The organism is Variovorax sp. LjRoot175, assembly GCF_964253805.1.
Lineage (GTDB): Bacteria > Pseudomonadota > Gammaproteobacteria > Burkholderiales > Burkholderiaceae_C > Variovorax.
This window is the reverse complement of the sequence record NZ_CAXURY020000001.1, coordinates 2,600,845-2,627,316: the sequence shown is the minus strand read 5'-3', so window position 1 is coordinate 2,627,316 and position 26,472 is coordinate 2,600,845. Positions and strand designations below refer to the sequence as shown.

The following is a 26,472-nucleotide window of genomic DNA, read 5'->3' as shown; positions in this document are numbered from 1 at the left end:
GGCACGAACGCTTGAAAGCAAAGCCCGCTTCGGCGGGCTTTTTTTGGGGTCCGCGCTCAGCTTTCGAGTTGCACCCACAGCTTGTCGAGCCGCTTGACGCTGACCGGCTGGGGCGTGCGCAGCTCCTGCGCGAAGAAGCTCACGCGCAACTCCTCGAGCAGCCAGCGGAACTCGCTCATGCGTTCGTCGAGCGCGCCCTTGCGCTCGGCCAGGAGGCGCCAGTAGCGCTGCTCCTGCGGCCGCAGCTCCGCGAGCCGCTCTGCATCCCGCGCCGGGTCGGCCCGCAGCTTGTCGAGCCTCAGGGTGATGGCCTTGAGGTAGCGCGCGAAGTGCGCAAGCCGCGGCCAGGGCGTGTCGGCGATGAAGCGCTTGCCGACCAGGCGCTGCAATTGCTGCGCCGCGTCGGCCGTGGCGGCGGGCTGGATCTTCGTGTCCTTGATCTTGCGCACGGCGAGCGTGTACTCGGCAAGGATGGTGCCAGCCAGCCGCGCGACCTCGTTGGCGATCAGCGTGAGCCGCCCGCGGCCCTCGTCCACGCGCTGCTTGAACGCCGCCTCGTCGGCCGGCAGCGGCTCCTGCAGAAAGGCCCGCTCGAGCGCCACGTCGACGATCTGGGCGCGCAGTTCCTCCGCCGTGCCGAGCGGCATGTAGGCGACCGCCATCTTCTGCAGGTCGGGGATGTTCTTCTCGAGGTACTTGAGCGCATCCTTCTGCTGCAGTGCGAACAGGCGGCGCAGGCCGGCACGATGCTTCGCGGCGGCCACCGCCGGTTCGTCGAAGACCTCGATCGTCACCGCGTCGCCGCCGTCGACCAGGGCCGGAAAGCCGATCAGCGACTGCGCGCCGCGCCGCACTTCCATCAGCTCCGGCAGCTCGCCGAAGGTCCATGCCGTGTAGCGCTGGCCTGCCGGCAGCGCGGGCGCCGCCGGCGCCTTGGCCGCGGCCTTGTTCTCGGCCGGCGCAGGTGCATCGGGCTTCTCGACGGACGCCTTGACGTTGAGTCCCGCCAGCGCCTGGAACGCGCCGCGCGCCTGCGCGCCCAGCTCCGCCTTCAGCGCGCCGAGGCTGCGCCCCATGCCGAGCTGGCGGCCGTGCTCGTCGACCACGCGCAGGTTCATGAACAGGTGCGGCGGCAGCATGTCGAGCTTGAAGTCGGTCCGCTTCACGTCGAGGCTGGTCTGTTCGCGCACGCGTTTCAGCAGCGCATCGGTCAGCGAACCGTGGCCGAAGACCTCGGGTGCGGCCAGCTGCTCCGCGAGGCGCGCGGCCGAATCGGGCAAGGGCACTAGGCGGGCGCGCGGCTTCTGCGGCAGGCTCTTCAGCAGCGCCTGCACCTTGTCCTTCAGCATGCCGCTCACCAGCCATTCGCAGCGTTCCTCGCTGACCTGGTTCAACACGAAGAGCGGCACGGTGACCGTCAATCCATCCTTGGCATCGCCGGGCTCGTGCAGGTAGGTCGCGGCGCAATCGACGCCGCCCAGCCGGATCGTCGGCGGAAAGGACTGGGTCGTGATGCCGGCGGCCGTGTGCCGCATCAGCTCCTCGCGCGTCAGGAACAGCAGCCGCGGCTGCTCCCTCGACGCTTGCCGGTACCAGCTCTCGAAAACGAGGCCGCTCGACACATCGGGCGGCAGCTGGGCGTCGTAGAAGGCGTAGATCAGCTCGTCGTCGACCAGCACGTCCTGCCGGCGCGACTTGTGCTCGAGGCCCTCGACCTCGCGCACCAGCTTGCGGTTGGCGGCGAGAAAAGGCAGCTTGCTTTCCCACTGCCCGCCGACCAGCGCCTCGCGGATGAAGATCTCGCGCGCGGCCACCGGGTCGACCTTGCTGAAGTCCACGCGCCGCCCGCTGTAGACCACCAGCCCGTAGAGCGTGGCGCGCTCCAGCGCCGCGACCTGCGCGCCCTTCTTCTCCCAGTGCGGGTCGAGCAGCTGCTTCTTGAGCAGGTGGCCCGCGACCTGTTCCAGCCACTGCGGCTCGATGTTCGCGATGCCGCGGCCGAAGAGGCGCGTGGTTTCGACCAGCTCGGCCACGACGATCCAGCGGCCGGGTTTCTTCTTCAGATGCGCGCCGGGATGGCGGTAGAACTTGATGCCGCGCGCGCCGAGGTACTCCGAAGCCTGTCCTGAGCCTGTCGAAGGGTCCTCCAGCTTCCAGCCGATGTTGCCGAGCAGGCCGGAGAGCATCGAAAGGTGGAGCGGTTCGTAGCCCGCCGGCTCGCTGTTGATGCGCCACTTGTGCTCGGTGACTACCGTGAGCAATTGCGAATGGATGTCGCGCCACTCGCGCACGCGGCGCACGTTGATGAAGTTTTGCCGGAGCAGCGATTCGTACTGGCGGTTGCTGAGCTTGTGGGTGTCGCCATGGCCGCCGCGCGCGTCGTTGATCCACTTCCATAACCGCAGATACCCGCTGAACTCGCTCTTCTCGTCGTCGAACTTCGCATGCGCCTGGTCGGCCTGCTGCTGCGCCTCCATCGGCCGATCGCGCACGTCCTGCACCGACAGCGCGCTCGCGATCACCAGCACCTCTTCGAGCGCGCCGCGCGTGCGTGCCTCCAGGATCATGCGGCCGACCCGCGGATCGAGCGGCAGCCTGGCCAATTCGGCCCCCATCGGCGTGAGCTCGTTCGCGTCGTCGACCGCGCCGAGCTCGTTGAGCAGCTGGTAGCCGTCGGCGATCGCGCGCCGCTGGGGCGCTTCGAGAAAAGGAAAGCGCTCGACGTCGCCCAGCCGCAGCGACTTCATGCGCAGGATCACGCCGGCCAGCGAGGAGCGCAGGATCTCCGGATCGGTGAAGCGCGGTCGGCCTACGAAATCCTTCTCGTCGTAGAGCCGGATGCAGATGCCGTCGGCGACCCGGCCGCAGCGCCCCGCACGCTGGTTGGCCGCGGCCTGGCTGATCGGCTCGACCAGCAGCTGTTCCACCTTGCTGCGGAAGCTGTAGCGCTTGACGCGCGCGGTACCGGCATCGATCACGTAGCGGATGCCCGGCACCGTCAGCGAGGTCTCGGCGACGTTGGTGGCCAGCACGATGCGGCGACCGGTGTGGCCGTCGAAGATGCGGTCCTGCTCGGCCTGCGACAGGCGTGCGAACAACGGCAGCACCTCGGCGCTGCGCATCAGCGGCTGATGGCTCAGATGCTTGCGCAGGTGGTCGGCGGCCTCGCGGATCTCGCGTTCGCCGGGCAGGAAGACCAGGATGTCGCCGGCGTTGTGCGGATCGCGCCAGAGCTCGTCGACGCCGTCGGCGATGGCATTGGTGAGGTCGTAGTCGCGCGACTCCTCGAAGGGGCGGTAGCGCTGCTCCACCGGGAACATCCGGCCCGAAACCATGATCGTGGGCGCAGGAGTCATTGGCCCCCACGCTCCGCGCTGCGCGTCGTCGCTGCCCCCCGAGGGGGCCGCGCCCGCCTTGGGGCGGCCCGGCGCCGGGCGGGCCGACGCGAAATGCTGCGCGAACCGGTCCGCATCGATGGTGGCCGAGGTCACGATGATCTTGAGATCCGGCCGCCGCGGCAGGATTTCGCGCAGGTAGCCGAGCAGGAAATCGATGTTCAGCGAGCGCTCGTGCGCCTCGTCGATGATCAGCGTGTCGTAGGCCTTGAGCAGCGGATCGGTCTGCGTCTCGGCCAGCAGGATGCCGTCGGTCATCAGCTTGACCGAGGCGTCGCGCGCCAGCCGGTCCTGGAAACGCACCTTGAAGCCGACCACCTCGCCCAGCGGCGTCTTGAGCTCCTCGGCGATGCGCTTGGCCACCGACGATGCGGCGATGCGCCGCGGCTGCGTGTGGCCGATCAGGCGGCCCTTGCCAGGGGGCGCATTGAGCTTGCCCCGACCCAGGGCCAGCGCGATCTTGGGCAACTGCGTGGTCTTGCCCGAACCCGTCTCGCCGCAGACGATCACGACCTGGTTCGCCTCGATGGCGGCCATGATTTCGTCGCGCCGGGCCGACACCGGCAGGGATTCTGGAAACTCGATTCGAAGTGGGGACGAAGACAAGGCTGGCAGTTCGGGGAAAATCGTCGATTATCTTGCGCCCGAACTTTTCGCCTGCCCTACCCCGCCAATGTCCACCGTCTTCAATTTCACCTTCGTCCCCTGGTTCCGCTCGGTGGCGCCCTACATCCACATGCACCGCGGCAAGACCTTCGTGGTCGCGATGGCGGGCGAGGCCATCGCGGCCGGCAAGCTGCCCAGCATCGCGCAGGACCTGGCGCTGATCCAGAGCATGGGCGTCAAGGTGGTGCTGGTGCACGGTTTCCGGCCGCAGGTCAACGAACAGCTGCGCGCCAAGGGCCACGAGGCCAAGTACTCGCACGGCATGCGCATCACCGACGAGGTGGCGCTCGACTGCGCGCAGGAGGCGGCCGGTCAGCTGCGCTACGAGATCGAGGCCGCCTTCAGCCAGGGCCTGCCGAACACGCCGATGGCCGGTTCCACCGTGCGCATGATCTCGGGCAACTTCATCACCGCGCGGCCGGTCGGCGTGGTCGACGGCGTCGACTTCCAGCATTCGGGCCTGGTGCGCAAGGTCGATGCCGCCGGCATCCGCCGCGGGCTCGACTTCGGCGCCATGGTGCTGATGTCGCCCTTCGGCTTCTCGCCCACCGGCGAGGCCTTCAACCTCACGATGGAAGAAGTCGCGACCAGCGTGGCGATCTCGATCCAGGCCGACAAGCTGATCTTCCTGACCGAGGTTCCAGGCATTCCGCAGGACGCCAGCCAGCCCGTCAGCGAGGACAACCCCATCGACACCGAGCTGCCGCTCGACAGCGCCAGGAAGCTGCTGGCCTTCTTGGCGCCGCCCCAGACCCCGACCGACACGGCCTTCTACCTGCAGCACTGCGTCAAGGCCTGCGAGGCGGGCGTGGAGCGCAACCACATCATCCCCTTCTCGGTGGACGGCTCGCTGCTGCTCGAGGTCTACGTGCACGACGGCATCGGCACCATGGTGATCGACGAGAAGCTTGAATCGCTGCGCGAGGCGACGGCGGACGACATCGGCGGCATCCTGCAGCTCATCGAACCCTTCGAGCGCGACGGCACGCTGGTCAAGCGCAGCCGCACCGAGATCGAGCGCGACGTCGGCCAGTACACGGTGATCGAGCACGACGGCGTGATCTTCGGCTGCGCGGCGCTCTACCCCTATCCTGAGGCGAAGACCGCGGAGATGGCGGCGCTGACAGTCTCGCCCCAGTCGCAGTCGCAAGGCGACGGCGAACGCATCCTCAAGCGCGTCGAGCAGCGCGCCAAGGCCAGCGGGCTGGAAAGCATCTTCGTGCTGACCACGCGCACCATGCACTGGTTCCTGAAGCGCGGCTTCCAGCAGGTCAACCCCGACTGGCTGCCCGAGGCGCGCAAGCGCAAGTACAACTGGGACCGCAAGAGCCAGGTGCTGGTCAAGAAGCTGTAGCCGAATAAGAAGGCTCGTCGAACGGATACAGCGGTCGCGCGAGCCGCTCGAACGGGAACAGCGAATAGTCCGAACTGGTGACACCCGGGCTGTCGCACTCCACCAGCCCGGCGGCGATGGGCACGAAGACCGGCCGGCAGTACATGCGCGACTTCAGCAGCAGGAAGCGCGCACGGCGCGGATCGAGGCCGACGCTTTCGAAGGTGCCCAGGTCCCAGGGCTCGTGCGTGCGCTCGGTGACGACGATCTGCGCCGCGCCGATGTCGAACACCGCCGAGCGGCCCATGCAGGCGCGCTGGCCGGTGTAGGTCGGCCCCGTGATCACGTACTCCCCGTCGGTGAGCGCGCGCACGGTGCCGCGCAGCCGCACCGGCGGCGTGCTGCGGCCGATCTGCACCAGCGGGCGCTTGTGGCCGAGCAGCAGCTCGATCTCGGCGCCGATGCCGGCCTCGGCGCATTGCGCGACCGCTTGCGGATCGCACAGCAGGCCGGCCTGGATGCCCTGCATGCCGGCCGCAAGCGCCGCCATCAGCACATCCATGGTGTCGCAGCTGCCGCCCGACATGCAGTTGTCGCCGTGGTCGAGCAGCAGCACCGGCCGATCGGCCTGCACCGCCAGCTTGCGGGCGCGCGCCAGCGATTGCGCCAAGGGCTCGGACCGATAGACGAAGTCCGCACGCGCCGCCCAGATGCGCTCCGCCAGCGCGGCCGCCACCCGGTCGGCCGCTGCGGCGTCGCCGTCGCCCACCACCACCACCACGCTGATGCAAGGGTTCGGGATGTCGGCCAGGCTGAAGCCGGCGAGGATCGAGACTGCGGCCATGCCATCGGCTTCCGCCGCGCGCGCCGCCGCGACCGCGTCGCGCATCGCGCCTTCGGCGGTGGCGCTGCGCAGCGTGTGCGTCATCAACGGCAGCCGGCGCCAGGCCAGCACGGGACGGCAAAGTCCGTCCAGCTTGGTGAACAGCAAGCGTCCTGCGTGCTCGCCGGTCTCGTACATGTCGACATGCGGATAGGTCTTGAAGCTCACGATCACGTCGGCGTGGTCGATCATCTTCTGCGTCACGTTGCCGTGCAGGTCGAGCGCCACGGCAACGGGCACGCCCGGCGCGGCAGCCCGAATGCGCGCCAGCAGATCGCCCTCGCCGTCGTCGCTGCCTTGGGCGACCATCGCGCCGTGCAGATCGAGCAGCACGGCATCGCAGCCGGGCAATGCGTCGACGATGCAGTCGCAGATCGCGGCGTACGCGGCCGCCTCCACTCGGCCGCTCGGATTGGCCGATGCCGAGATCGGCGTCACCATCTCCGCACCCCTTGCCCGCGCCAGGTCGATGAAAGCCGACATGGCGGTGCGCCCGCCCTCGGCCTCGCGCCGGGCGGCGATGCCATACAGCGGCCCCTTGTTGCCGAAGGCCGAAAGCGGCGTGGGCACCGGCGAGAAGGTGTTGGTCTCGTGATTCATCCGGGCGATGAGGACTTTCATGCTGCGCTCCTCAATCCGGCACCCGGGGCGATGTCGATGCCGCCAGCCGGGTCCATGGCAGGTCCGACGGATCGGCGGACATCGGGCCCGGCGCGCGCGCCACCAGGATCTCATGCGCGATCGGCGCGAAGTCGGCGCGGAAATGCACCGAGCTCTTGTTGACGAGAATCTTCATCTGCTCAGGCTCGATGCCCACGCAGCGGTACAGCGCGCGGTCGAGCATCTGCTTCTTGCCGCTGGCGACCACGACCAGCACGCCGTCCACGTCCAGGCAGGCGCAAGGGCCGAGCCGGACTCGCACGCCCGTCATCATCGGCCCCTGCAGCACGATGCCGCCTTCATGCAGCGCGCGCACCGTGCATTCGGCTTCCACCGGCGGGTCGCTCCATTGCCCCGACCAGGTGGGTACCGAGCGGCCCAGCGCCAGGCGCAGGCGCGCGCCCCGCCCCGCGGCATGCGCCGCCGCGGCGGACTCGGGGTCGTACAACAGCCCGAGCGCTACCTGCTGCGGAAAGCGCTGTCCTGCGCCCGCGCGACGCAGCGCATGCAGCATGCCGGTGGTGTTGCTGTCGGCGCCGGCGCCGGGGTTGTCCTGGGTGTCGGCGATGACCACCGGGCGTGCGGCCGGCCCCGCCAGTTCGATGGCCTGGGCCACGGCATCATCCGGCGTCCAGGTGGCTACGCGCCAGCGCGCTGCCGGCTCGCAGATGTCGGTGTACAGCGTGTCCACCACGGCTTGGGCCGCGTCGCCGTAGGCCCAGACCATCGGCCCGCACTCGGGGAAATCGGCCGCCGGAAAACCCATCGCCACGCTGGCGATGGTGGCGTGGCGTACGTCCAGCCCGGGCAGCTGACGGTAGACCGCACCGGCCGGCTCGATCATGGTGCAGCCGGCGTTGATCGGGATCAGGAAGGGGATGCGGCGCGCCGCGACAGGCTCGCGTGCGCCACGCGCGAGGCGCCGTTCCAGCAGCTGCGCGGCCAGCCGGCCGGTCGCTTCGGTGTCCACGTGCGGATAGGTCCGGTAGGCCACCAGCGCATCGGCCAGCTCGAGCATTTGCTGCGTCACGTTGGCATGCAGATCCAGGCTGGCGACGATCGGCATCTCGGGCCCGACCAGCGCGCGCAGGCGTGCCAGCAGCTCGCCCTCGGCGTCGTCGACGTGTTCGGCCACGGCGGCACCATGCAGGTCGAGGTAGATGGCATCCAGTCCCGGCCCGGCCAGCGCGCTGCGCGCCGCCTCGACGATGGTGCCCGCGATGCGCTCGAAAGCGTCGCGCGTCACCTGCGCCGAGGGCGTGGCGCCGGCCCAGCAGGACGGCAGCAGTTGCCAGCCGCGCGCCTGCGCCTCGGCGATGAAGCCGCCCGCCGGCAGGCTGGAGCCGGTGAAGCGCTCCAGCATCGCCGGCCCTTCCGCATAGGCCGGGAAGCTGTCGCCGCGCAGAAAGGCGGCCCAGTCGGCACGTGTCGGAGCGAAGGTGTTGGTCTCGTGCTGGAAGCCGGCGATCAGGATGTTCATGGGTGTCCTTGTGTGAAGTGCTACCAGCCCAACCCGAGCCGCAGTGCAAGCAGCACGGCGGCGCCGACGAAGATGGTACCGGTGATGTCGCGCCGCCATGCGTACCAGGCGGTCGCGGCGGCGACCGCAAACCAGCGCGCATCGCGCCAGTCGGTCGGCAGGTGGCCTTGCGACAGCAGCACCTCAGGCACGACCACGGCCACCAGCGCCGCGAGCGGCGCGTGCCGCAGGCTGCGCTGCAGCCAGGCCGGCAGGCGCGGCTCGCGGCGCGGCAGCAGGAACACGCCGCGCGTGAGCACCGTCACCGCCACCAGCGCAAAGACGGCGATCCAGGCGTGCAGGTTGCTCATGCGAGACGGCCCGCGCGTCGGTCGGCCCAAAGGCCCGCGGCCATTGCCGCAGCGATCGCGACGGCCACATTGAGGCCCAGCGGCAGCGGCCAGGCCAGCAGCGCCACCGCGCCGGCCACGGCGGCCGAGAGCCAGGCCGCGCGGTCAGACAGCATCGGCAGCGCCAACGCGAGCAGCGCCAGCACGCCGACGAAGCGCAGCCCCCACTCGACGGGAATCGCATCGGCCAAAAAGATGCCGGCGAGCGAGGACAACTGCCAGACGGCCCAGTTCGTCAGCGCAAGCCCGAGGAAGTACGGCAGCTGCCCGGCCGCGGGTCGCGGATGGCGCTGCACGAAGCGCGCATAGACCGGATCGCCCGCGAGATAGCCCAGCAGCAACCGGTGCCCGAGCGGCAGCCGGCCGAAGTAGTGCCGCCAATGCACGCTGAAGACCACGAAGCGCACATTCAGCATGCCGGCGGTCAGCACGATCACCCACAAGGGCGCGCCGGCCATGATGAGCGGCACGCAAGCCAGCTGCGAGGCGCTGGCGAACACGCCCAGCGACATCGCGAGCACCACCGGCAGCGCGAGCCCGCTCTTGGCCATCGCGACGCCGGTGGCCAGACCCATCGCGACGGTGCCCAGCGCAGGGCCGGCGATCGCGCGTGCGCCCTGCACGAACTCCGGCTGCCAGCGCACTGTCATCAGCGTTCGAGCGGGATGGCGGGCCAGGGGCGCTGGGCCGGACGCATCGATTCCCAGGCCCGCGCGATCTGCAGCACGCCGAGATCGTCGAAGCGGCGCCCCGCAATCTGCAGGCCGATCGGCACGCCGTTGCTGTCGTAGCCGCAGTTGACCGAGGCGGCCGGCTGCTCGCTCATGTTGTAGGGCAGCGTGAAGCCGATGTGGTCCATCGCGGTCGCGACATCGTTGGTCGGGTAGGCCCAATCGGCCGCGAAGCTGGTGTTGGGCGACACGGGCGAGATCACGTAGTCGTAGGGCTGCGTGGCTGCTACGGTTGCGGCGCGGGTCTTGAATGTTTGGGTGTAGCCATGGAAGGCGGTTTCGCCCGTCAGGCCCAGCCCGGCCTCGGCCCAGGCACGCACGATGGGCAGCAGCTTCGCGCGCTTGTCCGCCGCGAGCGCCTGCACGTCCATGCCCGAGCGGATGCGCCAGAAGGTATCGACGCCATGCAGCATCTCGTCGTTCATCCAGGGCGTCATGGGTTCGACGACGGCGCCGGCGGCTTCGAACAGCTTCGCCGCCGCCTCCACCGCCGCGCGCACCTGCGGGTCCACCGGCATGCCGCAGCCGGCGTCGAGCAAGAGGCCGATGCGCAGCCCGCGGATGTCGCGCTCCAGGTCCAGCCAATCGATCTGCGCCGGCGGCAGGCTCATGTGGTCGCGCGCGTCGGGCTGGGACAGCACGGCCATCATCAGCGCCGCGTCGGCGACGGTGCGCGTCATCGGGCCGGCGACGCGGCCCATGTAGGGCGGGTCGATCGGGATGCGGCCCAGGCTGGGCTTGAGCCCGGCCACGCCACACCAGGCGGCCGGCAGACGCACCGAGCCGCCGATGTCGGTGCCGATGTGCAGCGGCCCGTAGCCGGCGGCTGCGGCCGCACCGGCGCCGGCGCTCGAACCGCCGGGGTTCTTGTCAGTGTTCCACGGGTTGCGCGTCAGCGGATGGAAGCTCGACAGGCCCGAGGACAGCATGCCGTACTCCGGCATCGTGGTCTTGCCGAGGAACACCGCGCCGGCCTCGCGCATCCTGGCCGCCGGCGGCGCATCGGCCGCGGCGGGCACGAGTTCGGTCGCGGCCGTGCCCAGCGGCACCGGCACGCCGCGGGTCGCGATGTTCTCCTTGATGGTGGCCGGCACGCCGTCGAGCGTGACGCCGCCGCAGGCCAGCGGCGTGCCGGCTCGCCAGCGCGCTTCGGAGGCGCGGGCCATGGCCCGCGCGCCCTCGGGGTCGAGCGCATAGGTGGCCTGCAGCCGCGGCTCGCAGCGTGCGATCTGGTCGAGCACGGCCTGCGTGACTTCGACGGGCGAGAGCGTGCCGCTCTTGTAGGCAGCGATCATCTCGAGCGCCGGGAGTGCGTGGAGTTCTGTCATGAGAGGGTGGTTCTCTGTTTCTGAAGGAATGGATGGTTCAGGCCGCCAGCGGACTGCGCGCCAGCTCCGCGCGCGGCGCGGCGGCCAGCAGGCGCTGTGTGTAGTCGTGCTGCGGCCGGCGGAACACCTCGCCGGTGGCGCCCTGTTCCACGATGCTGCCCTGGCTCATCACGATCACGCGGTCGCACAGCTGCGCGGCCACGCGCAGGTCGTGCGTGATGAACAGGATGCCCAGGCCGAGGTCGCGCTGAATCTCGCGCAGCAATTCCAGGATCTGAGCCTGCACCGAGACGTCGAGCGCCGAGACGGCCTCGTCGGCCACCAGCACCTGCGGCTGGCAGGCAATGGCGCGCGCAATCGCCAGGCGCTGGCGCTGGCCGCCCGAGAACTGGTGGGGGTAGCGCTCGAGCCCGGCGCGCGGCAGCTGGATGCGGTCCATCAGCTCTTCGGCGCTGTGGCGCGCCTGCTGCCGGTCCATGCCGAAATTCATCGCGCCCTCGACGATCGAGGAGCCGACGGTGCGGCGCGGATTGAGCGAGCGGTTCGGGTCCTGGAACACCACCTGCACGCGCGAGCGCAGCGGGCGCAGGCGGCCCTCGGGAAGCTGCTGCACCTCGGCATCGCCCCAGTGCACGCTGCCTTCGCTCGGATCGATCAGGCGGATCATGCAGCGCGCGAAGGTCGACTTGCCCGAGCCGGACTCGCCCACCACGCCCACGGTCTCGCCGCGGTGCACGGCCACGCTGGCGTCGCGCAGTGCGGTGTTGTGCCTGGCACGGCCCATCCAGTCGCGCCGCGCGTAGGTCTTGCCCACGCCGCGGCCCGCGAGCATCGGTGCGCCGCCCGGCAGGTCGCGCGGCGGCGGCGGCGTCATGCCGGGCACCGCGTCCAGCAGCATGCGCGTGTAGGCCTCGCGCGGCGCGCGCAGCACCTGCTGGCAGAGGCCCTGCTCCACCACCTTGCCGCGGTGCATCACCATCACGTCGTCGGCGATCTCGGCCACCACGCCCATGTCGTGCGTGATGAAGAGCACCGCGCTGCCCTGCTCGGCCTGCAGTTCGGCGATGAGCTTGAGGATCTCGGCCTGCGTGGTCACGTCGAGCGCGGTGGTGGGCTCGTCGCAGATCAGGAGCCGCGGCTTCAGGATGATCGCCATCGCGATCACGATGCGCTGGCGCTGGCCGCCCGAGAGCTGGTGCGGATAGCTTGCGAACATGCGCGCCGGGTCCGGCAGGCGCACGCGCTCGAAGATGGCGAGGATGCGCGCCTTGCGCTCGGCCGCATTCCATGCCGTGTGGGTACGCAGCAGCTCGTCCACCTGCTCGCCGCAGCTGTGGACCGGATTCAGCGCGGTCATCGGCTCCTGGAACACCATGCCCATGCCCATGCCGGTGCCGCGCAGTTCGCGCAGCCGCTTGTCCGACACGTAGCGCCCGCCGGCCAGCAGCATCTCGCCGGCCAGCGAGATGCGGCCGGCCCCGACGCCGAGGCCCTTGGCAAGCAGGCCCATCACGGTGGTGGCGAGCACCGATTTGCCGGAGCCCGATTCGCCGACGATGCACAGCGTGCGGCCGGCCTCGATGCGCACGCTCACGCTCTCGATGGCATAGGGCCGGTCGGCATCGGCCGGCAGCGCCACCTGGAGGTTTTCGACCAGCAGCACGGGCACCGCGGCTTGGGGTTGGGTGGTCATGCGGCCGTCCTCAAACGCGCTTGGAGAACTTGGGGTCCAGCACGTCGCGCAGGCCGTCTCCCAGCAGATTGATGGCCAGCACCGTGGGCACCAGGAACAGGGCCGGGAACAGCACGTTGCCCGGCGCCTGCGAGAACAGCACGCGCCCCTCGGCCATGATGTTGCCCCAGGTCGGCACGTCGGCCGGCAGGCCCAGGCCGAGGAAGCTCAGGATGGCCTCGGTCAGCACCGCCGAGGCGGCGATGAAGGTGCCCTGCACGATCAGCGGCGCCAGCGCGTTGGGCAGGATGTCGCGCCAGAGGATCACGGCATTCGACGTGGCCAGCGCGCGCGCCGCCTCGACGAAGGGCTCGTCGCGCAACCCCATCACCAGCGCGCGCACCAGCCGCGTCACGCGCGGCACCTCGGGCATGGCGATGGCGAGGATCACCGTCGGCAGGCTGGCGCCGAGCACCGCCACCAGCGTGATCGCGAGCAGCACCGCGGGGATCGCCATCAGGCCGTCCATGATGCGCATCAGCACCGCATCCACCGCCCGGAAGTAGCCGGCCAGCATGCCCAGCAGGCAGCCGAATACGATCGCCGCCGCCGCGGTGAAGATGCCCACCACCAGCGAGATGCGGGTGCCGTAGAGCACGCGGCTCCAGATGTCGCGGCCGAAGTTGTCGCTGCCCATCCAGAAGGTGTGCTGCAGCTCGCGCCCGTCGGGCAGCGTGACCAGGCCGGCGCTGCCGGCCGGCACCGAAACGTAGCTCGGATCCATCGCGGCCGGATCGAAGGTGCCGAGCCAGGGCGCCGCAGCGGCCAGCACGACCAGCACCGCGAGCACGATGACGCCCCCGCGCACGGCGCCGTTGCGCCAGAGTTTGCCTAGAGTGCCCATGGTGGTCAGTAGCGGATACGGGGGTCGAGGAACAGGTAGCTCAAGTCGACCAGCAGGTTGACCAGCACATAGAGCAGCGCGAAGAACAGCACCACGCCCTGCAGCACCGGGAAGTCGCGGTTGAGCACCGCGTCGACCGTCAGCTGGCCCAGGCCCGGAATGGCGAACACGGTCTCGGTCACCACCACGCCGCCGAGCAGCAGCGCGGCGCTGACGCCGATCACCGTCACGACCGGCACCGCCGCGTTGCGCAGCGCGTGGTGCTTGAGCACCTGCAGTTCGGTGATGCCCTTGGCGCGGGCGGTGCGGATGTAGTCCTCGGTCAGCGCCTCGCTGACGGCCGCGCGCGTCACGCGCGCCAGCAGCGCCACGTAGGTCACGGCCAGCGTCAGGCAGGGCAGCACCAGTTGCTGCAGCCAGGGCCCGACGCCGCCCGCGAGGCGCCTGTAGCCCTGCACCGGAAACCACTGCAGCTTGAGCGCGAGCACATAGATCAGCAGGTAGCCGACCACGAACACCGGCACCGAGAAGCCGGCCACCGAGAAGGCCATCACCGCCTTGTCGAGCCAGCCGCCCATGCGCCAGGCCGCCAGCGTGCCCAGCGGCAGCGCGATCGCCACCGCCAGCAGCAGCGTGCCGCCGGCGAGCGAGAGCGTGGGCTCCATGCGTTGCGCGATCAGCGTCAGCACCGGCTTGTTGAGGAAGAAGGAGAAGCCCAGGTCGCCGCGCAGCACGCCCTCGCCCCAGAGCAGGAACTGCGTCCACAGCGGCCGGGTGAGGCCGAGCTGCTCGCGGATGCGATCGAGGTCTTCGCTGGTGGCGCTGTTGCCGCCGATGACCGCCGCCGGATCGCCGGGGGTGAGGCGCACGATCATGAAGACCGCGATCGCCACCACCAGCAGCACCGGCAGCGTGGCCAGCAGGCGCTTGGCAAGAAAGCTGAGCATGGATGGACGCCGGCGGCCTTATTGCTTCTTGATGTTCCAGTACACCTGCGCACCGGCCGGCACCAGGCCGCTCACGCCCTTGCGCACGGCGGCCGGCTGACTGTACTGGCCCACCGGGACGTGCGTCACCGTTTCGAAAGCGCGCAACTGCGCCTGCTCGGCCAGCTTCTTCTTGTCGGCCTCGGTCGCGGCCTTGGCGAACTGGGTCTTGATGTCCTGGAGCTTGGCGTCGTCCTGCCAGCCGAACCAGCCCTTGTCGCCGGCCGCGTTCATCATCGCCATGGTCAGCGGGTTGAGGATGTCGGACGAGGTCCACGAGGTCATGAACGCATTCCAGCCGCCGGCGGAAGGCAGGTCCTTCTTGGCGCGGCGCGCCACCAGGGTCTGCCAGTCCATGGTCTGCAGGTCGACCTTGAAGCCGGCCTGCTCCAGCTGCTGCTTGGCCACCAGCGGCAGCTTGGCGATGGCGGCGAGATCGGTCGGGCGCATCAGCACCACGGGCTCGCCCTTGTAGCCGGCCTCCTGCAGCAGCGCCTTGGCCTTCTGCGGATTCGCCACGCCGCTGTAGTCGCCCGTGTTCGTCGACTCGAAGGGCGTGCCGCAGGGGAACATGCTCTTGCAGTAGCGCGTGAGGCCGGGCGCGCCCACCTGCGTCTTGAGGAAGGCTTCCTGGCCCATCGCGATCATCGCGGCGCGGCGGATCTTCTCGTTGTCGAAGGGCGCGTGCAGGAAGTTGAAGCGGAAGATGAACTGGTTGCCGGCCGGCTGCGCATCGATCAGCTGGATGTCGGGGTTGGTGCGCAGCGAGGCGTACTGCTCGAAGGCCGGCTGCTCGAGGATGTCGGCCTCGCCGTTGATCAGCGCATTCATCTGCGTTTGCGCGTCGCGGATGATGAGCCACTCGACGCGATCGACGTAGACCTGCTTGCCGCCGGTGGTGCCCGAAGGTGCTTCGGCGCGCGGCTTGTACTTGGCGTTCTTGACGAACACTGCGCGTTCGCCGGGCCGGAACTCGTCGGCCTTGAAGACGAAGGGGCCGGAGCCGATCGTCTCCTTGATCTGCGTGTCGCCGGGCGTGTCGGCCACGCGCTTGGGCATGATGAAAGGCACGTTCGCCGAGGGCTTGCCCAGCGCTTCGAGCACCAGGCCGAAGGGCTCCTTCAGCACCAGGACGAAGGTCTTGGCGTCGGGCGTCTCGTACTTGTCGGTGACCTTGGCGAGCTGGCCGCCGAAGGTGTCGCGGCTCGCCCAGCGCTTGAGCGACGCGACCACGTCCTCGCTGGCGACGGGCTTGCCGTCGTGGAACTGCAGCCCGTCGCGCAGCGTGAAGGTCCAGGTCTTGCCGTCCTTCGAGACGCTCCACTTGTCGACCATCTGCGGCTTGATCTTGCCGTCGATGTCGGTGCCGAACAGCGTGTCGTAAATCATGTAGCCGAAGTTGCGCGAGATATAGGCCGTGGTCCAGATCGGGTCGAGCACCGTGATGTTCGAGTGCGGAATGATCTTGAGCGTCGAGGACTGCGCCAGCGCCGGCACGGCAGCGCTCGCGGCCAGCGCAGCGGCCACGCACCAGGCGGCCTGCCGGCGCGTGAAGGCGCCGGCGATGCCGCCGGCAAGGGAGCGCGTGAAATTCAGCTTCTGCATGTGCATTTCCCGATGGATGAGACGAGCCGCCGATTGAGTCAGGGAATGCGCAAAGTGGATATATACAGTTCGTGCGATGTGCGCTATATCAGCATGCACGATCACGAGACTGAGCAAGGCGGTGCACGCCCATATACAGTGCACCGACCCGTACCCCACCCTGGATGAACGCACCGATGATTTCCATTGACGGCACCCGGCCCGTACCGCTGGTGCGGCAGGTCTACGAGGCGCTGGTCGAGAAGATCGACAAGGGTGCGCTGCCCCAGGGCACGCGGCTCGCATCGGTGCGCGCGCTGGCCGGCGAATGCGGCATCAGCACCATGACCGTGACCAATGCCTACAGCCGGCTGGTGGCCGAGGGTTATGTGGAGGCGCGGCCAGGCAGCGGCTACTTCGTCGCCGCGAACCGCAGCCGCACCGCGATGCAGCAGCGCCGCAAGCCCTTCGTCGGCCATACCTCGGTCGATTCGCTGTGGCTGATACGGCGCGTCTATGAGGACGACAGCACGCTGCTCAATGCCGGCTGCGGCTGGCTGCCGCCCGACTGGCTGCACACCGACGGCGTGCGCCAGGCGCTGGCGGGCCTGGCGCGCAAGAAGTCCGCCGGCCTGGCGAACTACGGCACGCCCTACGGCTACCTGCCGCTGCGCCAGCAGATCCAGATCCTCTTGGCCGCGCGCGCCGTCGACGCCACGCCGCACCAGATCGTGCTCACCCATGGCGCCACGCAGGCCTTGGCACTCGCCGGCCGCTGCCTGCTGCAGCCGCGCGACACGGTGCTGGTGGACGACCCGGGTTCCACCAACTTCTTCGCCACCCTGCGATCGCTCGGCGTGCGCCTGATCGGCGTCGAGCGCAAGCTCGACGGCCCCGACCTCGCGGCCCTGCAGGCGCTGGCGCAGCGCCACCGGCCCAAGGCCTTCTTCATCAGCACCCACCTGCACAACCCCACGGGCAGCCAGTGTTCGCCGGCCGTGGCCTACCAGATCCTGCGGCTGGCCGAGCAGTACGACTTCCGCGTGGTGGAGAACGACGTCATGGCCGGCCTGGAACCGCCCGGCGCCACCAGCCTGGCGAGCCTGGATCAGCTGCGCCGCGTGATCTACGTCGGCAGCTTCTCCAAGACGATCTCCCCCAGCCTGCGGGTGGGCTTCGTCGCCAGCAGCGAGGAGTTCGCGGAAAAGCTCATCTACGAGAAGATGGTCAGCAGCCTCACCAGTTCCGAACTGGGCGAGAAGCTGGTGCATGCGGTGCTGGTCGAGGGGCGCTTTCGCGCCCATATCGCCCGGCTGGCCGCACGGCTCAGCGCCGCGCAGAACGCGGTGTGCGATGGCCTTGCGGCCGCGGGCCTGGAGGTGTTCACGCGGCCGGCGGGCGGTCCGTTCCTGTGGGCCCGTTTTCCCTCCGAGGACGTCGACGTGCTCGCCGTGGCCCAGCGCGCCGTGGCCGCAGGCATCATGCTGGCGCCCGGCTACCTGTTCCGGCCCGGCCAGCAGCCGACGCCATGGATGCGATTCAACGTCGGCTACGCCGACGATCCGCGTCTCTACGCCTTTCTTGCGGCTGAAACACAGGCGGGCCCGCGATAATCGCAGCCATGAACCCCCTGCTCGCCAAGCTGCAGCCCTACCCCTTCGCGCGATTGCGCGAACTGTTCGCCGGCGTCACGCCGAACCCCGCCTTCGAGCCGATCAGCCTCGGCATCGGCGAGCCCAAGCACGCGACGCCGTCCTTCATCAAGGATGCATTGAGCAACAGCCTCGATACGCTGGCGGTCTACCCCGCGACAGCGGGCGAGTTGCCCTTGCGCGAGGCCTTCACCGGCTGGGTGCGGCAGCGCTACGGCCTGGCGCTCGATCCGGCAACGCAGGTGTTGCCGGTCAATGGCTCCCGCGAGGCGCTGTTCTCTCTGGCGCAGACGGTGGTCGACCCCACGAAGACGCCGGCGCCGGTGGTGCTCTCCCCCAATCCGTTCTATCAAATCTACGAAGGCGCGGCCCTGCTGGCAGGCGCCGAGCCCTATTACGTGCCGAGCGTGGCGGCGCGCAACTTCGCCGTCGACTGGGACAGCGTGCCGGCCGAGGTCTGGGCCCGCGCGCAGCTGGTGTACGTCTGCTCGCCCGGCAACCCGACCGGCGCGGTGATGCCGCTTGAAGAATGGAAGAAGCTGTTCGCGCTGGCGGACCAGCACGGCTTCGTCATCGCCTCCGACGAGTGCTACAGCGAGATCTACTTCCGCGACGAGCCGCCGCTGGGCGGACTCGAAGCCGCAGCCAAGCTGGGCCGCGACGACTTCCGCAACCTGGTGGCGCTGACTTCGCTGTCCAAGCGCAGCAACGTGCCCGGCCTGCGCAGCGGCTTCGTCGCCGGCGACGCATCCATACTGAAGAAGTTCCTGCTGTACCGCACCTACCACGGCAGCGCGATGAGCGGCGCGGTGGCGGCGGCCAGCATCGCGGCCTGGAGCGACGAAAGCCATGTGGTCGACAACCGCGCGCAGTACCGCGCCAAGTTCGCAGCCGTGACGCCGCTGCTCGAGCCGGTGCTCGATGTGCGCCTGCCCGATGCCAGCTTCTACCTCTGGGCGGGCGTGCCGGCAGTGTGGAACGGCGACGACACCGCCTTCGCCCGCGAGCTCTACGCTCAATACAATGTGACGGTGTTGCCGGGCAGCTACCTGGCGCGCGATGCGCAAGGCGCCAACCCCGGCCGGGGCCGCATCCGCATGGCGCTCGTGGCCAGCACCAAGGAGTGCGTGGAGGCCGCGCAGCGCATCGTCCAGTTCGTTCAACGGGGCCGCTGAGCCCTCTTTCATCGATTCCACATGACCCAACAACTCCAGCAGACCATCGACGCCGCGTGGGAAGACCGCGCCAACATCTCCGCCACCAGCGCCCCGAAGGAAGTTCGCGATGCGGTCGAGCATGTGATCGCCGAGCTCAACAACGGCAAGCTGCGCGTCGCCACCCGCGAGGCCGTGGGCCAGTGGACGGTGCACCAGTGGATCAAGAAGGCCGTGCTGCTGTCCTTCCGCCTCAAGGACAACGAGCAGATGCAGGCCGGCTCGCTCGGCTTCTACGACAAGGTGCCGACCAAGTTCTCGCACCTCTCGGCCGGCGAGCTGAAGGAAGCCGGCGTGCGCATCGTGCCGCCGGCGGTGGCGCGCCGCGGCAGCTACATCGCCAAGGGCGCGATCCTGATGCCCTCCTACGTGAACATCGGCGCCTACGTCGGTGAAGGCACCATGGTCGACACCTGGGCCACGGTCGGCTCCTGCGCCCAGATCGGCGCCAACGTGCACCTCTCGGGCGGCGTCGGCATCGGCGGCGTGCTGGAGCCGCTGCAGGCCGGCCCGACCATCATCGAGGACAACTGCTTCATCGGCGCGCGCTCCGAAGTGGTCGAAGGCGTGGTGGTCGAAGAGAACTCGGTGCTGTCGATGGGCGTGTACATCGGCCAGAGCACGCCGATCTACGACCGCGCGACCGGCGAAGTGACTTACGGCCGCGTGCCGGCAGGCTCGGTGGTCATCAGCGGCACGCTGCCCAAGGACAACGGCAAGTACAGCCTGTACGCTGCGATCATCGTGAAGCGAGTGGACGCGCAAACCCGCGCCAAGACCTCGCTCAACGACCTGCTGCGCGACTGAACACTTCGTTCTTAACCAACCACACAACGCCGAGGAGAAATGCCGATGAAGACGATGGAGCGAATTCTTCGCCTGATGGCCGAACGCAAGGCGTCCGACATCTACCTCTCGGCGCACTCCCCGGCGCTGATCCGCATCAACGGCAACTGCCTGCCCATCAATGCGCAGGTGCTGCCGCCGGAGGCGCCGCTCGCCCTGCTCTCCGAGGTGGTGAATGCGGAGCGCATCGCCGAACTCGAACGCACCGGCGAGCTCAACACGGCGATCGCGCTCGAGGACGCGGGCAACTTCCGCATCAGCGCCATGCGCCAGCGCGGCAGCTATGCGGTGGTGGTGCGGCACATCGCCTCGGTCATCCCGTCCTTCGCCGAGCTGAACCTGCCCGAGATCCTGAAGACGCTGGTGATGGAGAAGCGCGGCCTGATCCTCATGGTGGGCTCCACCGGCGCCGGCAAAAGCACCACGCTCGCCTCGATGCTCGACTTCCGCAACGAGAACGCGACCGGCCACATCCTCACGGTCGAAGAGCCGATCGAATTCACCTTCACCAACAAGAAGTCGATGGTGAACCAGCGCGACGTCGGCAGCGACACGCAGTCGCTGCAGATCGCGCTCAAGAACGCGCTGCGCCAGGCGCCGGACGTGATCCAGATCGGCGAGATCCGCGATCGCGAGACCATGACGGCCGCAATCGCCTACGCCCAGTCGGGCCACCTGTGCGTGGCCACGCTGCATGCCAACAATAGCTACCGCGCGCTCAACCGCATCCTGAGCTTCTACCCGGTCGAGGTGCGCGCCACGCTGCTGGGCGATCTCGGCGGCGCCTTGCGCGCGATCGTCGCGCAGCGCCTGCTGCGCACGCCCGACGGCGCCCGCATGCCGGCGCTCGAAGTGCTGCTCAACACGGCGCTGGTGGCCGAGCTCATCGGCAAGGGCGACTTCTCGGGCGTCAAGGAAGCGATGGAGCAGTCGATGGCCGAAGGCTCGCAGACCTTCGAGGAAGACATCGCCCGGTTGATCACCGACGGCTTCATCACCCGCGAGGAAGGCCTCGCGCAAGCCGACTCCCCGACCAACCTGATGTGGCGCCTGCAGAACCGCGCCGCGCCGGCGGCACGCCGCGAAGACCGCGCGCTGCTCGACCAGGTCGACGAACCCACCTTCACGGACATCACGCTCGACGTCCGTCACTAGCCCTTTTCTCTTTCAATGTCCCGAACGCTCCAACTCGCCGAACAACTGATCTCCCGCCCCTCGGTCACCCCCGACGATGCGGGCTGCCAGCAGATCCTCGGCGAGCGGCTGGCGCGGCTCGGCTTCCGACTCGAAAGCATCGAAAGCGGCCCGGCCGACTTTCGCGTGACCAACCTCTGGGCCGTGCGCCCCGGCGCTGCCGAGCCGCAGGCCATGCGCACCGTGGCCTTCGCCGGCCACACCGACGTGGTGCCCACCGGCCCGCTCGAGCAGTGGAGCAGCCATCCGTTCACGCCCACGCACCGCGACGGCAAGCTCTACGGCCGCGGCGCCTGCGACATGAAAACCTCGCTGGCGGCCTTCGTCGTCGCGATCGAGGACTTCCTGGCCACGACGCCCGATCCGCGCCTCACGCTCGCCCTGCTGCTCACCAGCGACGAGGAAGGGCCGGCGCTCGACGGCACCGTGGTGGTCTGCAACACGCTGGCCGCGCGCGGCGAGCGCATCGACTACTGCATCGTCGGCGAGCCGACCGCGGTCGAGCGCTGCGGCGACATGATCAAGAACGGCCGGCGCGGCACGATGAGCGGCAAGCTCACCGTCAAGGGCGTGCAAGGACACATCGCCTATCCGCATCTGGCGAAGAACCCGGTCCACGCCTTTGCGCCGGCGCTGGCTGAACTGGTCGCGATCAACGCGGCCGGGGGTTGGGACGCCGCTGCCAATGCCTATTTCCAGCCGACCAGCTGGCAGATCAGCAACATCCACGCCGGCACCGGCGCCAGCAACATCATTCCCGGCGCGGCGGTGATCGATTTCAATTTCCGCTTCTCGACCGAATCGACGCCCGAATCGCTGCAACAGCGCGTGCGGGCCGTGCTCGATACGCACGGCCTCGACTACACGCTGGCCTGGACCATCGGCGGCCTGCCCTTCCTGACCACGCCGGGCGAACTGGTCGGCGCGGTGCAATGGGCCATCCGCGACGAGACCGGCATCGAGACCGAGCTGTCGACCAGCGGCGGCACCAGCGATGCGCGATTCATCGCCAAGATTTGCAAGCAGGTGGTCGAACTGGGCCCCGTCAACGCGAGCATCCACAAGATCGACGAGCACATCACCGTCGCCGAGATCGAGCAGCTCAAGAACATTTACAAGCGCACGCTGGACCGGCTCGAAACGCTGCAAGGCGTATGAGCAGCGTCATCGAATTGATCGAGGCCGGCGCCACGCAGCTGGCCGATGCGGGCGTGGCCTTCGGCCACGGCACCACCAACGCCTTCGACGAAGCCGCCTGGCTGGTGCTGTGGCGCCTGGGCCTGCCGCTGGACGACCTGGATGCGGTCGCCGATCGCGCGGTCGCGCCGGCGGATGCAGCGCGGGTGGCCGACGTGCTGGCGCAACGGATCGCGACGCGCAAGCCCGCGGCTTATCTGACCAAGGAGGCCTGGCTGCAAGGCGTGCCCTTCTACATCGACGAACGCGCCATCGTGCCGCGCAGCTTCATCGCGGAGCTGCTGGCCGATGGCAGCATCGATCCCTGGCTCGGCGAACACACCCGGCGCGTGCTGGACCTGTGCACCGGCAACGGCAGCCTCGCGGTGCTGGCGGCGATGACCTATCCGGAAATCAGCGTCGACGCGGCCGACCTGTCGACCGCGGCGCTCGAAGTGGCGGCCATCAACGTCACGCGCCACCAGCTCGATGCGCGCATCACGCTCGTCGAATCCGATGGCCTCGCAAAGGTGCGTGGCCCCTACGACCTGATTCTTTGCAACCCGCCCTACGTCAATGCGAAAAGCATGGCCGGGCTTCCCGCCGAATACCGCGCCGAGCCCGAACTCGCGCTGGCCGGCGGCGCCGACGGCATGGACTTCATCCGCCGGCTTTTCGCCGACGCACCGGCGCGCATGAGCGAATCCGCCGTGCTGGTGCTTGAAATCGGCAACGAGCGCTCGCACTTCGAGGCAGCGTTTCCGCAGCTCGAAGTGGTGTGGCTCGCCACCAGCGCGGGCGAAGACCAGGTATTGCTGGTCCCGCGCGAATCACTTCTTCAATGATCACTCTCAAAAACGTCATCCTGCGCCGCAGCGCCAAAGTGCTGCTCGACGGCGCCAGCGTCACCATCAACCCCGGCGAGAAGGTCGGGCTGGTGGGGCGCAACGGCGCCGGCAAGTCCACCTTGTTCGCGCTGTTCAACGGCACGCTGCACGAGGACGGCGGTGACTTCGCCTCCCCAAAGCAGTGGCGCCTGGCGCAGGTCGCGCAGAACATGCCCGAGACCGACGAGTCCGCCACCGACTTCGTGGTCGGCGGCGACACGCGGCTCACCGAGTTGCGCGAAGCCCTCGCCGTCACCGAAGCCGCCCATGCAGCCGACCCCGACGATCACGACATCGGCATGGACCTGGCGCATGCCTATACCGACCTGGCCGACGCCGGCGAGCACGATGCCGTGCCGCGCGCACAGGCGCTGATCCTCGGCCTCGGCTTCAAGGCGCACGAGCTCGACCAGCCGGTCAACAGCTTCTCCGGCGGCTGGCGCATGCGCCTGCAGCTGGCCCGCGCGCTGATGTGCCCAAGCGACCTGCTGCTGCTCGACGAACCGACCAACCACCTGGACCTGGACGCCCTGGTCTGGCTCGAAGCCTGGCTGCAGAAGTACGCCGGCACGATGATCGTGATCAGCCACGACCGCGAGTTCCTCGACGCCGTGACCGACGTGACGCTGCACATCGAGCACGCCAAGCTCACGCGCTACGGCGGCAACTACAGCGCCTTCGAGACCTTGCGTGCCCAGCAGATGGAGCTGCAGCAGTCCGCCTTCGCCAAGCAGCAGGACAAGATCGCCCATCTGCAGAAGTTCATCGACCGCTTCAAGGCCAAGGCCAGCAAGGCCAAGCAGGCCCAAAGCCGCGTCAAGGCGCTGGAGCGCATGGAAAAGGTCGCGCCGCTGCTGGCCGAGGCCGACTTCAGCTTCGAGTTCAAGGAGCCAGGGAACATCCCGAACCCGATGCTCTCGATCAGCGATGCGAGCTTTGGGTACCTGATTGAGGACGAGCCGCCCAAGACCATCCTGCGCGGCGTCAACCGCTCGGTGCTGGCCGGCCAGCGCATCGGCATCCTGGGCGCCAACGGCCAGGGCAAGTCGACCCTGGTCAAGACCATCGCGCGCGAAATGGGTGCGCTCGCCGGCACGGTGACCGAGGGCAAGGGCCTCAACATCGGCTACTTCGCGCAGCAGGAGCTCGACGTGCTGCGCCCGCAGGACACGCCGCTTGAACACATGGTGCGCATGGCACGCGAGCTTGGCTCGAGCGTCAAGGAGCGCACCGGCGAACAGGACCTGCGCGGCTACCTCGGCAGCTTCAACTTCAGCGGCGACATGGTGAAACAGGCGGTCGGCACCATGAGCGGCGGCGAGAAGGCGCGCCTGGTACTGGCGATGATGGTCTGGCAGCGTCCCAACCTGTTGCTGCTGGACGAGCCGACCAACCACCTCGACCTCGCCACCCGCGAGGCCCTGGCCGTGGCGCTCAACGAGTTCGAAGGCACGCTGATGCTGGTGAGCCACGACCGGGCGCTGCTGCGCTCGGTCTGCGACGAGTTCTGGCTGGTCGGCCGCGGCGTGGTGACGGATTTCGACGGCGACCTCGACGACTACCAGCGCTACCTGCTGGACGAGGCCAAGCGCCTGCGCGAAGAGGCCAAGTTGGCGACGCGCGAGGCTGCTGCCGTCGTCGAAAAGGCCGCACCCTCTCCCCAGGCAGCGGCCCAGGACCGCCAGCAGCGCAGCGAGCAGGCGAAGCCGCTCAAGCGCGAGCTGGCGCAGATCGACGAGCGGCTCGCCGCCGCCGGCACCGAAAAGGCCTCGCTCGAAGCGCGGCTGGCGAATCCGCTGCCCGCGCCTGAGATCGCCGAAGCCGGCAAGCGCCTGAAGACGCTGAACGACGAGATCGGACAGCTCGAGGAGCGCTGGCTGGCGCTGTCGGACCGGCTCGAGGCGCTCGCGGCCTGAGCTGGCGTGATAGGCTGCGCCGAATATGCCGTCGGCCATCGAACTCGCTCAGGGTGATCCGCAGCTGATCGCGGCGATCCGGCGCAGCCGGCGCCTGCTCGGCCGCAAGGCGCTGATCGCTGCCGCTGCGAGCGCGGTGCCGCTTCCCGGCGTCGATTGGGCCGCCGACGCGGCACTGCTCTCACGGGTGGTGCCCCAGATCAGTGCGGAATTCGGCCTCTCGGCGGCCCAGATCCAGCGCCTGGCGCCCCATCAGCGCGAGCGCGTGCAGCAGGCGGCCGCCGCCGTCGGCGCCCTGCTGGTGGGCAAGCTCGTGACCCGCGAACTGCTGATCAAGCTGGCCCGCCACGCCGGCATCCGCCTGACCGCGAAGCAGGCCACCAAGTACGTGCCCATCGCGGGCCAGGTCGTCTCGGCCGCGCTGGGCTACGCCGCCCTGCGCACGTTGGGCGAGCTGCACATCAAGGAGTGCGTGCAGGTGGCGCAATCGGTCCGGCACCTGCTCCCACCACCCGAAGGGGCGCCGCGGGCTGAAGAGCCGGCAGCCTCGTCCCGCATCCGCCAGACATGGAATCGCCTCCGGCTGCACTGAAAGGGGGCGTGCCTTTACCCCCACAGGGAGTTGGACTAACACGCCGCAGAATCCGGCGCAATCGTGCTGACGGGTGATAATGCGCCCAAAGCAACAGAGAGCCCCCGACCGATTTAGGGGCAAGCCCCAAAGGCCAAACAGGGACCAAGGTGGGAGATCGAAAGATGAATGAGACAGACCTCGCAGCATCGCTAGAGCGACTCATGGCCCGGGTCGACTACTACCTGCACTGCGAGTTGGACGAAGAGTACGACCACGACCGCCCGGACACGGCGCGCCGTCAGTTGGAGGCGGCCTTGCGGCAGGAGCTGCTGCGTGCGAGCGCCGTCGGCATCGTTTCAGCGATCTCGAGCACTCACCCGGCGCTCGGCGGCAACGAGGCGGCCTGAACCCCTGAAGTTCCCAAGGAAATCAAGCGCTTAGCCTAAGAACTGTTCCGCAATTCGCTTCCCAAAGAGGTCCGCAAGCCAACTGGCATGTGGGCCTTTCTTATTTGACCGGCTTTTGCAACGCGTCCGCGAACTTCAAGACGTTCTTCGATATGGTCTCCATGATCTGCCGGTCTTCAATAAGACTGCCGAGTTGCTGATGAAGCTGCAACAGCGCTGGGGTAGGCATCACGATGGTTTGAACCGGCTTCGGCACCTCACCAGATCGAGCCTCAGCCCCGAAAATGAGCTTGGAGACAAACGGTCCGACGGCAATTTGCGCGATCTGATCCACATACACGGTCGAAGGAGACTGCAGGACCGGTTCCGTCAGGGTGGGTTTCGGTGGCGTTGGTATGTTCATCTTGAGGGTCCTACTGGACTGGTTCGTCAACAAATGGCTGCGTAAAGAGCCGGGTGACTGAGATCCTCCGCGCTGTCAAGTGCGAGCGCGCTGAAGTTCTGCGAGAGCCTCGAGGGATTCGGGACGTGCGTCCTTCATGCTCATGAAAGGGTGCGCCCTCTATGCCAAGTTGCGGAACAACTTCAGGAATCG

The 26,472-nt window shown here is 68.6% G+C and carries 21 protein-coding genes; 10 read left to right on the top strand and 11 right to left on the bottom strand.

Going from position 1 to position 26,472, the window contains the following annotated elements; translation table 11 throughout:
* Positions 1-56: 56 nt before the first annotated feature.
* Positions 57-3,932 carry an ATP-dependent RNA helicase HrpA gene (gene hrpA / locus ACSQ89_RS13140; protein ID WP_436290551.1) on the bottom strand — a complete coding sequence of 1,292 codons (3,876 nt, stop codon included), beginning with the start codon at positions 3,930-3,932 and terminating at the stop codon, positions 57-59.
* Positions 3,933-4,068: 136 nt separating this feature from the next.
* Between hrpA and argA the strand changes: the two genes are divergently transcribed.
* Positions 4,069-5,415, top strand: a complete 1,347-nt coding sequence (gene argA / locus ACSQ89_RS13135; protein WP_436290474.1) for an amino-acid N-acetyltransferase — start codon at positions 4,069-4,071, stop codon at positions 5,413-5,415.
* On the opposite strand, the gene ACSQ89_RS13130 is transcribed toward argA, so the two are convergent.
* The 9 genes from ACSQ89_RS13130 to ACSQ89_RS13090 are packed head-to-tail and all read right to left on the bottom strand — an operon-like array spanning position 5,402 to position 16,032.
* Entirely contained in the window at positions 5,402-6,898 is a 1,497-nt protein-coding gene (locus tag ACSQ89_RS13130) for a M81 family metallopeptidase (protein ID WP_436290475.1), read from the bottom strand. The two genes, argA and ACSQ89_RS13130, sit on opposite strands and share 14 nt — an antisense overlap.
* 10 nt (positions 6,899-6,908) lie before the next feature.
* Positions 6,909-8,417, bottom strand: coding sequence for a M81 family metallopeptidase (locus tag ACSQ89_RS13125; protein WP_436290476.1), 1,509 nt, complete (start codon positions 8,415-8,417; stop codon positions 6,909-6,911).
* 20 nt (positions 8,418-8,437) lie between these two features.
* Positions 8,438-8,767, bottom strand: a complete 330-nt coding sequence (locus ACSQ89_RS13120) for an AzlD domain-containing protein (RefSeq protein ID WP_093107605.1) — start codon at positions 8,765-8,767, stop codon at positions 8,438-8,440.
* The gene (locus tag ACSQ89_RS13115; protein ID WP_093107607.1) at positions 8,764-9,456 is read right to left on the bottom strand and encodes an AzlC family ABC transporter permease; all 693 of its coding nucleotides are present in this window, start codon (positions 9,454-9,456) and stop codon (positions 8,764-8,766) included. The genes ACSQ89_RS13120 and ACSQ89_RS13115 overlap by 4 nt, the downstream gene beginning before the upstream one ends.
* Complete coding sequence (locus ACSQ89_RS13110) at positions 9,456-10,865, bottom strand: amidase (RefSeq protein WP_436290477.1); 1,410 nt, start codon at positions 10,863-10,865, stop codon at positions 9,456-9,458. The genes ACSQ89_RS13115 and ACSQ89_RS13110 overlap by 1 nt, the downstream gene beginning before the upstream one ends.
* Before the next feature lie 37 nt (positions 10,866-10,902).
* On the bottom strand, positions 10,903-12,558 hold the full coding sequence (locus tag ACSQ89_RS13105) for a dipeptide ABC transporter ATP-binding protein (protein WP_436290478.1): 1,656 nt from the start codon (positions 12,556-12,558) through the stop codon (positions 10,903-10,905).
* A 10-nt stretch (positions 12,559-12,568) separates the two neighbouring features.
* Positions 12,569-13,441, bottom strand: coding sequence for an ABC transporter permease (locus tag ACSQ89_RS13100; protein WP_436290479.1), 873 nt, complete (start codon positions 13,439-13,441; stop codon positions 12,569-12,571).
* Between the two features lie 5 nt (positions 13,442-13,446).
* Positions 13,447-14,388: an ABC transporter permease gene (locus ACSQ89_RS13095; protein WP_093107615.1), complete on the bottom strand. Its 942-nt coding sequence runs from the start codon at positions 14,386-14,388 to the stop codon at positions 13,447-13,449.
* A gap of 18 nt (positions 14,389-14,406) precedes the next feature.
* Positions 14,407-16,032: an ABC transporter substrate-binding protein gene (locus ACSQ89_RS13090; RefSeq protein WP_436290480.1), complete on the bottom strand. Its 1,626-nt coding sequence runs from the start codon at positions 16,030-16,032 to the stop codon at positions 14,407-14,409.
* Between the two features lie 176 nt (positions 16,033-16,208).
* Between ACSQ89_RS13090 and ACSQ89_RS13085 the strand changes: the two genes are divergently transcribed.
* The 9 genes from ACSQ89_RS13085 (at position 16,209) to ACSQ89_RS13045 (ending at position 25,877) form a co-directional block, all read left to right on the top strand.
* The gene (locus ACSQ89_RS13085) at positions 16,209-17,624 is read left to right on the top strand and encodes a PLP-dependent aminotransferase family protein (protein ID WP_436290481.1); all 1,416 of its coding nucleotides are present in this window, start codon (positions 16,209-16,211) and stop codon (positions 17,622-17,624) included.
* Between the two features lie 8 nt (positions 17,625-17,632).
* Positions 17,633-18,838 carry a succinyldiaminopimelate transaminase gene (gene dapC / locus ACSQ89_RS13080; protein ID WP_093107621.1) on the top strand — a complete coding sequence of 402 codons (1,206 nt, stop codon included), beginning with the start codon at positions 17,633-17,635 and terminating at the stop codon, positions 18,836-18,838.
* Between the two features lie 21 nt (positions 18,839-18,859).
* Entirely contained in the window at positions 18,860-19,684 is an 825-nt protein-coding gene (dapD, locus tag ACSQ89_RS13075; RefSeq protein ID WP_093107623.1) for a 2,3,4,5-tetrahydropyridine-2,6-dicarboxylate N-succinyltransferase, read from the top strand.
* A 45-nt stretch (positions 19,685-19,729) separates the two neighbouring features.
* Complete coding sequence (locus tag ACSQ89_RS13070) at positions 19,730-20,878, top strand: PilT/PilU family type 4a pilus ATPase (RefSeq protein ID WP_093107625.1); 1,149 nt, start codon at positions 19,730-19,732, stop codon at positions 20,876-20,878.
* Between the two features lie 15 nt (positions 20,879-20,893).
* Entirely contained in the window at positions 20,894-22,075 is a 1,182-nt protein-coding gene (gene dapE, locus ACSQ89_RS13065; protein ID WP_436290482.1) for a succinyl-diaminopimelate desuccinylase, read from the top strand.
* A complete protein-coding gene (prmB, locus tag ACSQ89_RS13060) occupies positions 22,072-22,938 on the top strand; it encodes a 50S ribosomal protein L3 N(5)-glutamine methyltransferase (RefSeq protein WP_093107629.1) in 867 nt (288 codons plus the stop codon). Before dapE ends, prmB begins: the two co-directional genes overlap by 4 nt.
* The gene (locus tag ACSQ89_RS13055; protein ID WP_093107631.1) at positions 22,935-24,896 is read left to right on the top strand and encodes an ABC-F family ATP-binding cassette domain-containing protein; all 1,962 of its coding nucleotides are present in this window, start codon (positions 22,935-22,937) and stop codon (positions 24,894-24,896) included. The genes prmB and ACSQ89_RS13055 overlap by 4 nt, the downstream gene beginning before the upstream one ends.
* Positions 24,897-24,921: 25 nt before the next feature.
* Positions 24,922-25,488 (top strand): hypothetical protein, encoded by a 567-nt coding sequence (locus ACSQ89_RS13050; RefSeq protein ID WP_436290483.1) that lies wholly within the window; start codon positions 24,922-24,924, stop codon positions 25,486-25,488.
* Positions 25,489-25,652: 164 nt separating this feature from the next.
* Positions 25,653-25,877 carry a hypothetical protein gene (locus tag ACSQ89_RS13045; RefSeq protein WP_139191693.1) on the top strand — a complete coding sequence of 75 codons (225 nt, stop codon included), beginning with the start codon at positions 25,653-25,655 and terminating at the stop codon, positions 25,875-25,877.
* Between the two features lie 100 nt (positions 25,878-25,977).
* Here the strand turns inward: ACSQ89_RS13045 and ACSQ89_RS13040 are convergent, their stop codons facing one another.
* The gene (locus ACSQ89_RS13040; protein ID WP_139191694.1) at positions 25,978-26,280 is read right to left on the bottom strand and encodes a hypothetical protein; all 303 of its coding nucleotides are present in this window, start codon (positions 26,278-26,280) and stop codon (positions 25,978-25,980) included.
* Positions 26,281-26,472 lie beyond the last annotated feature (192 nt).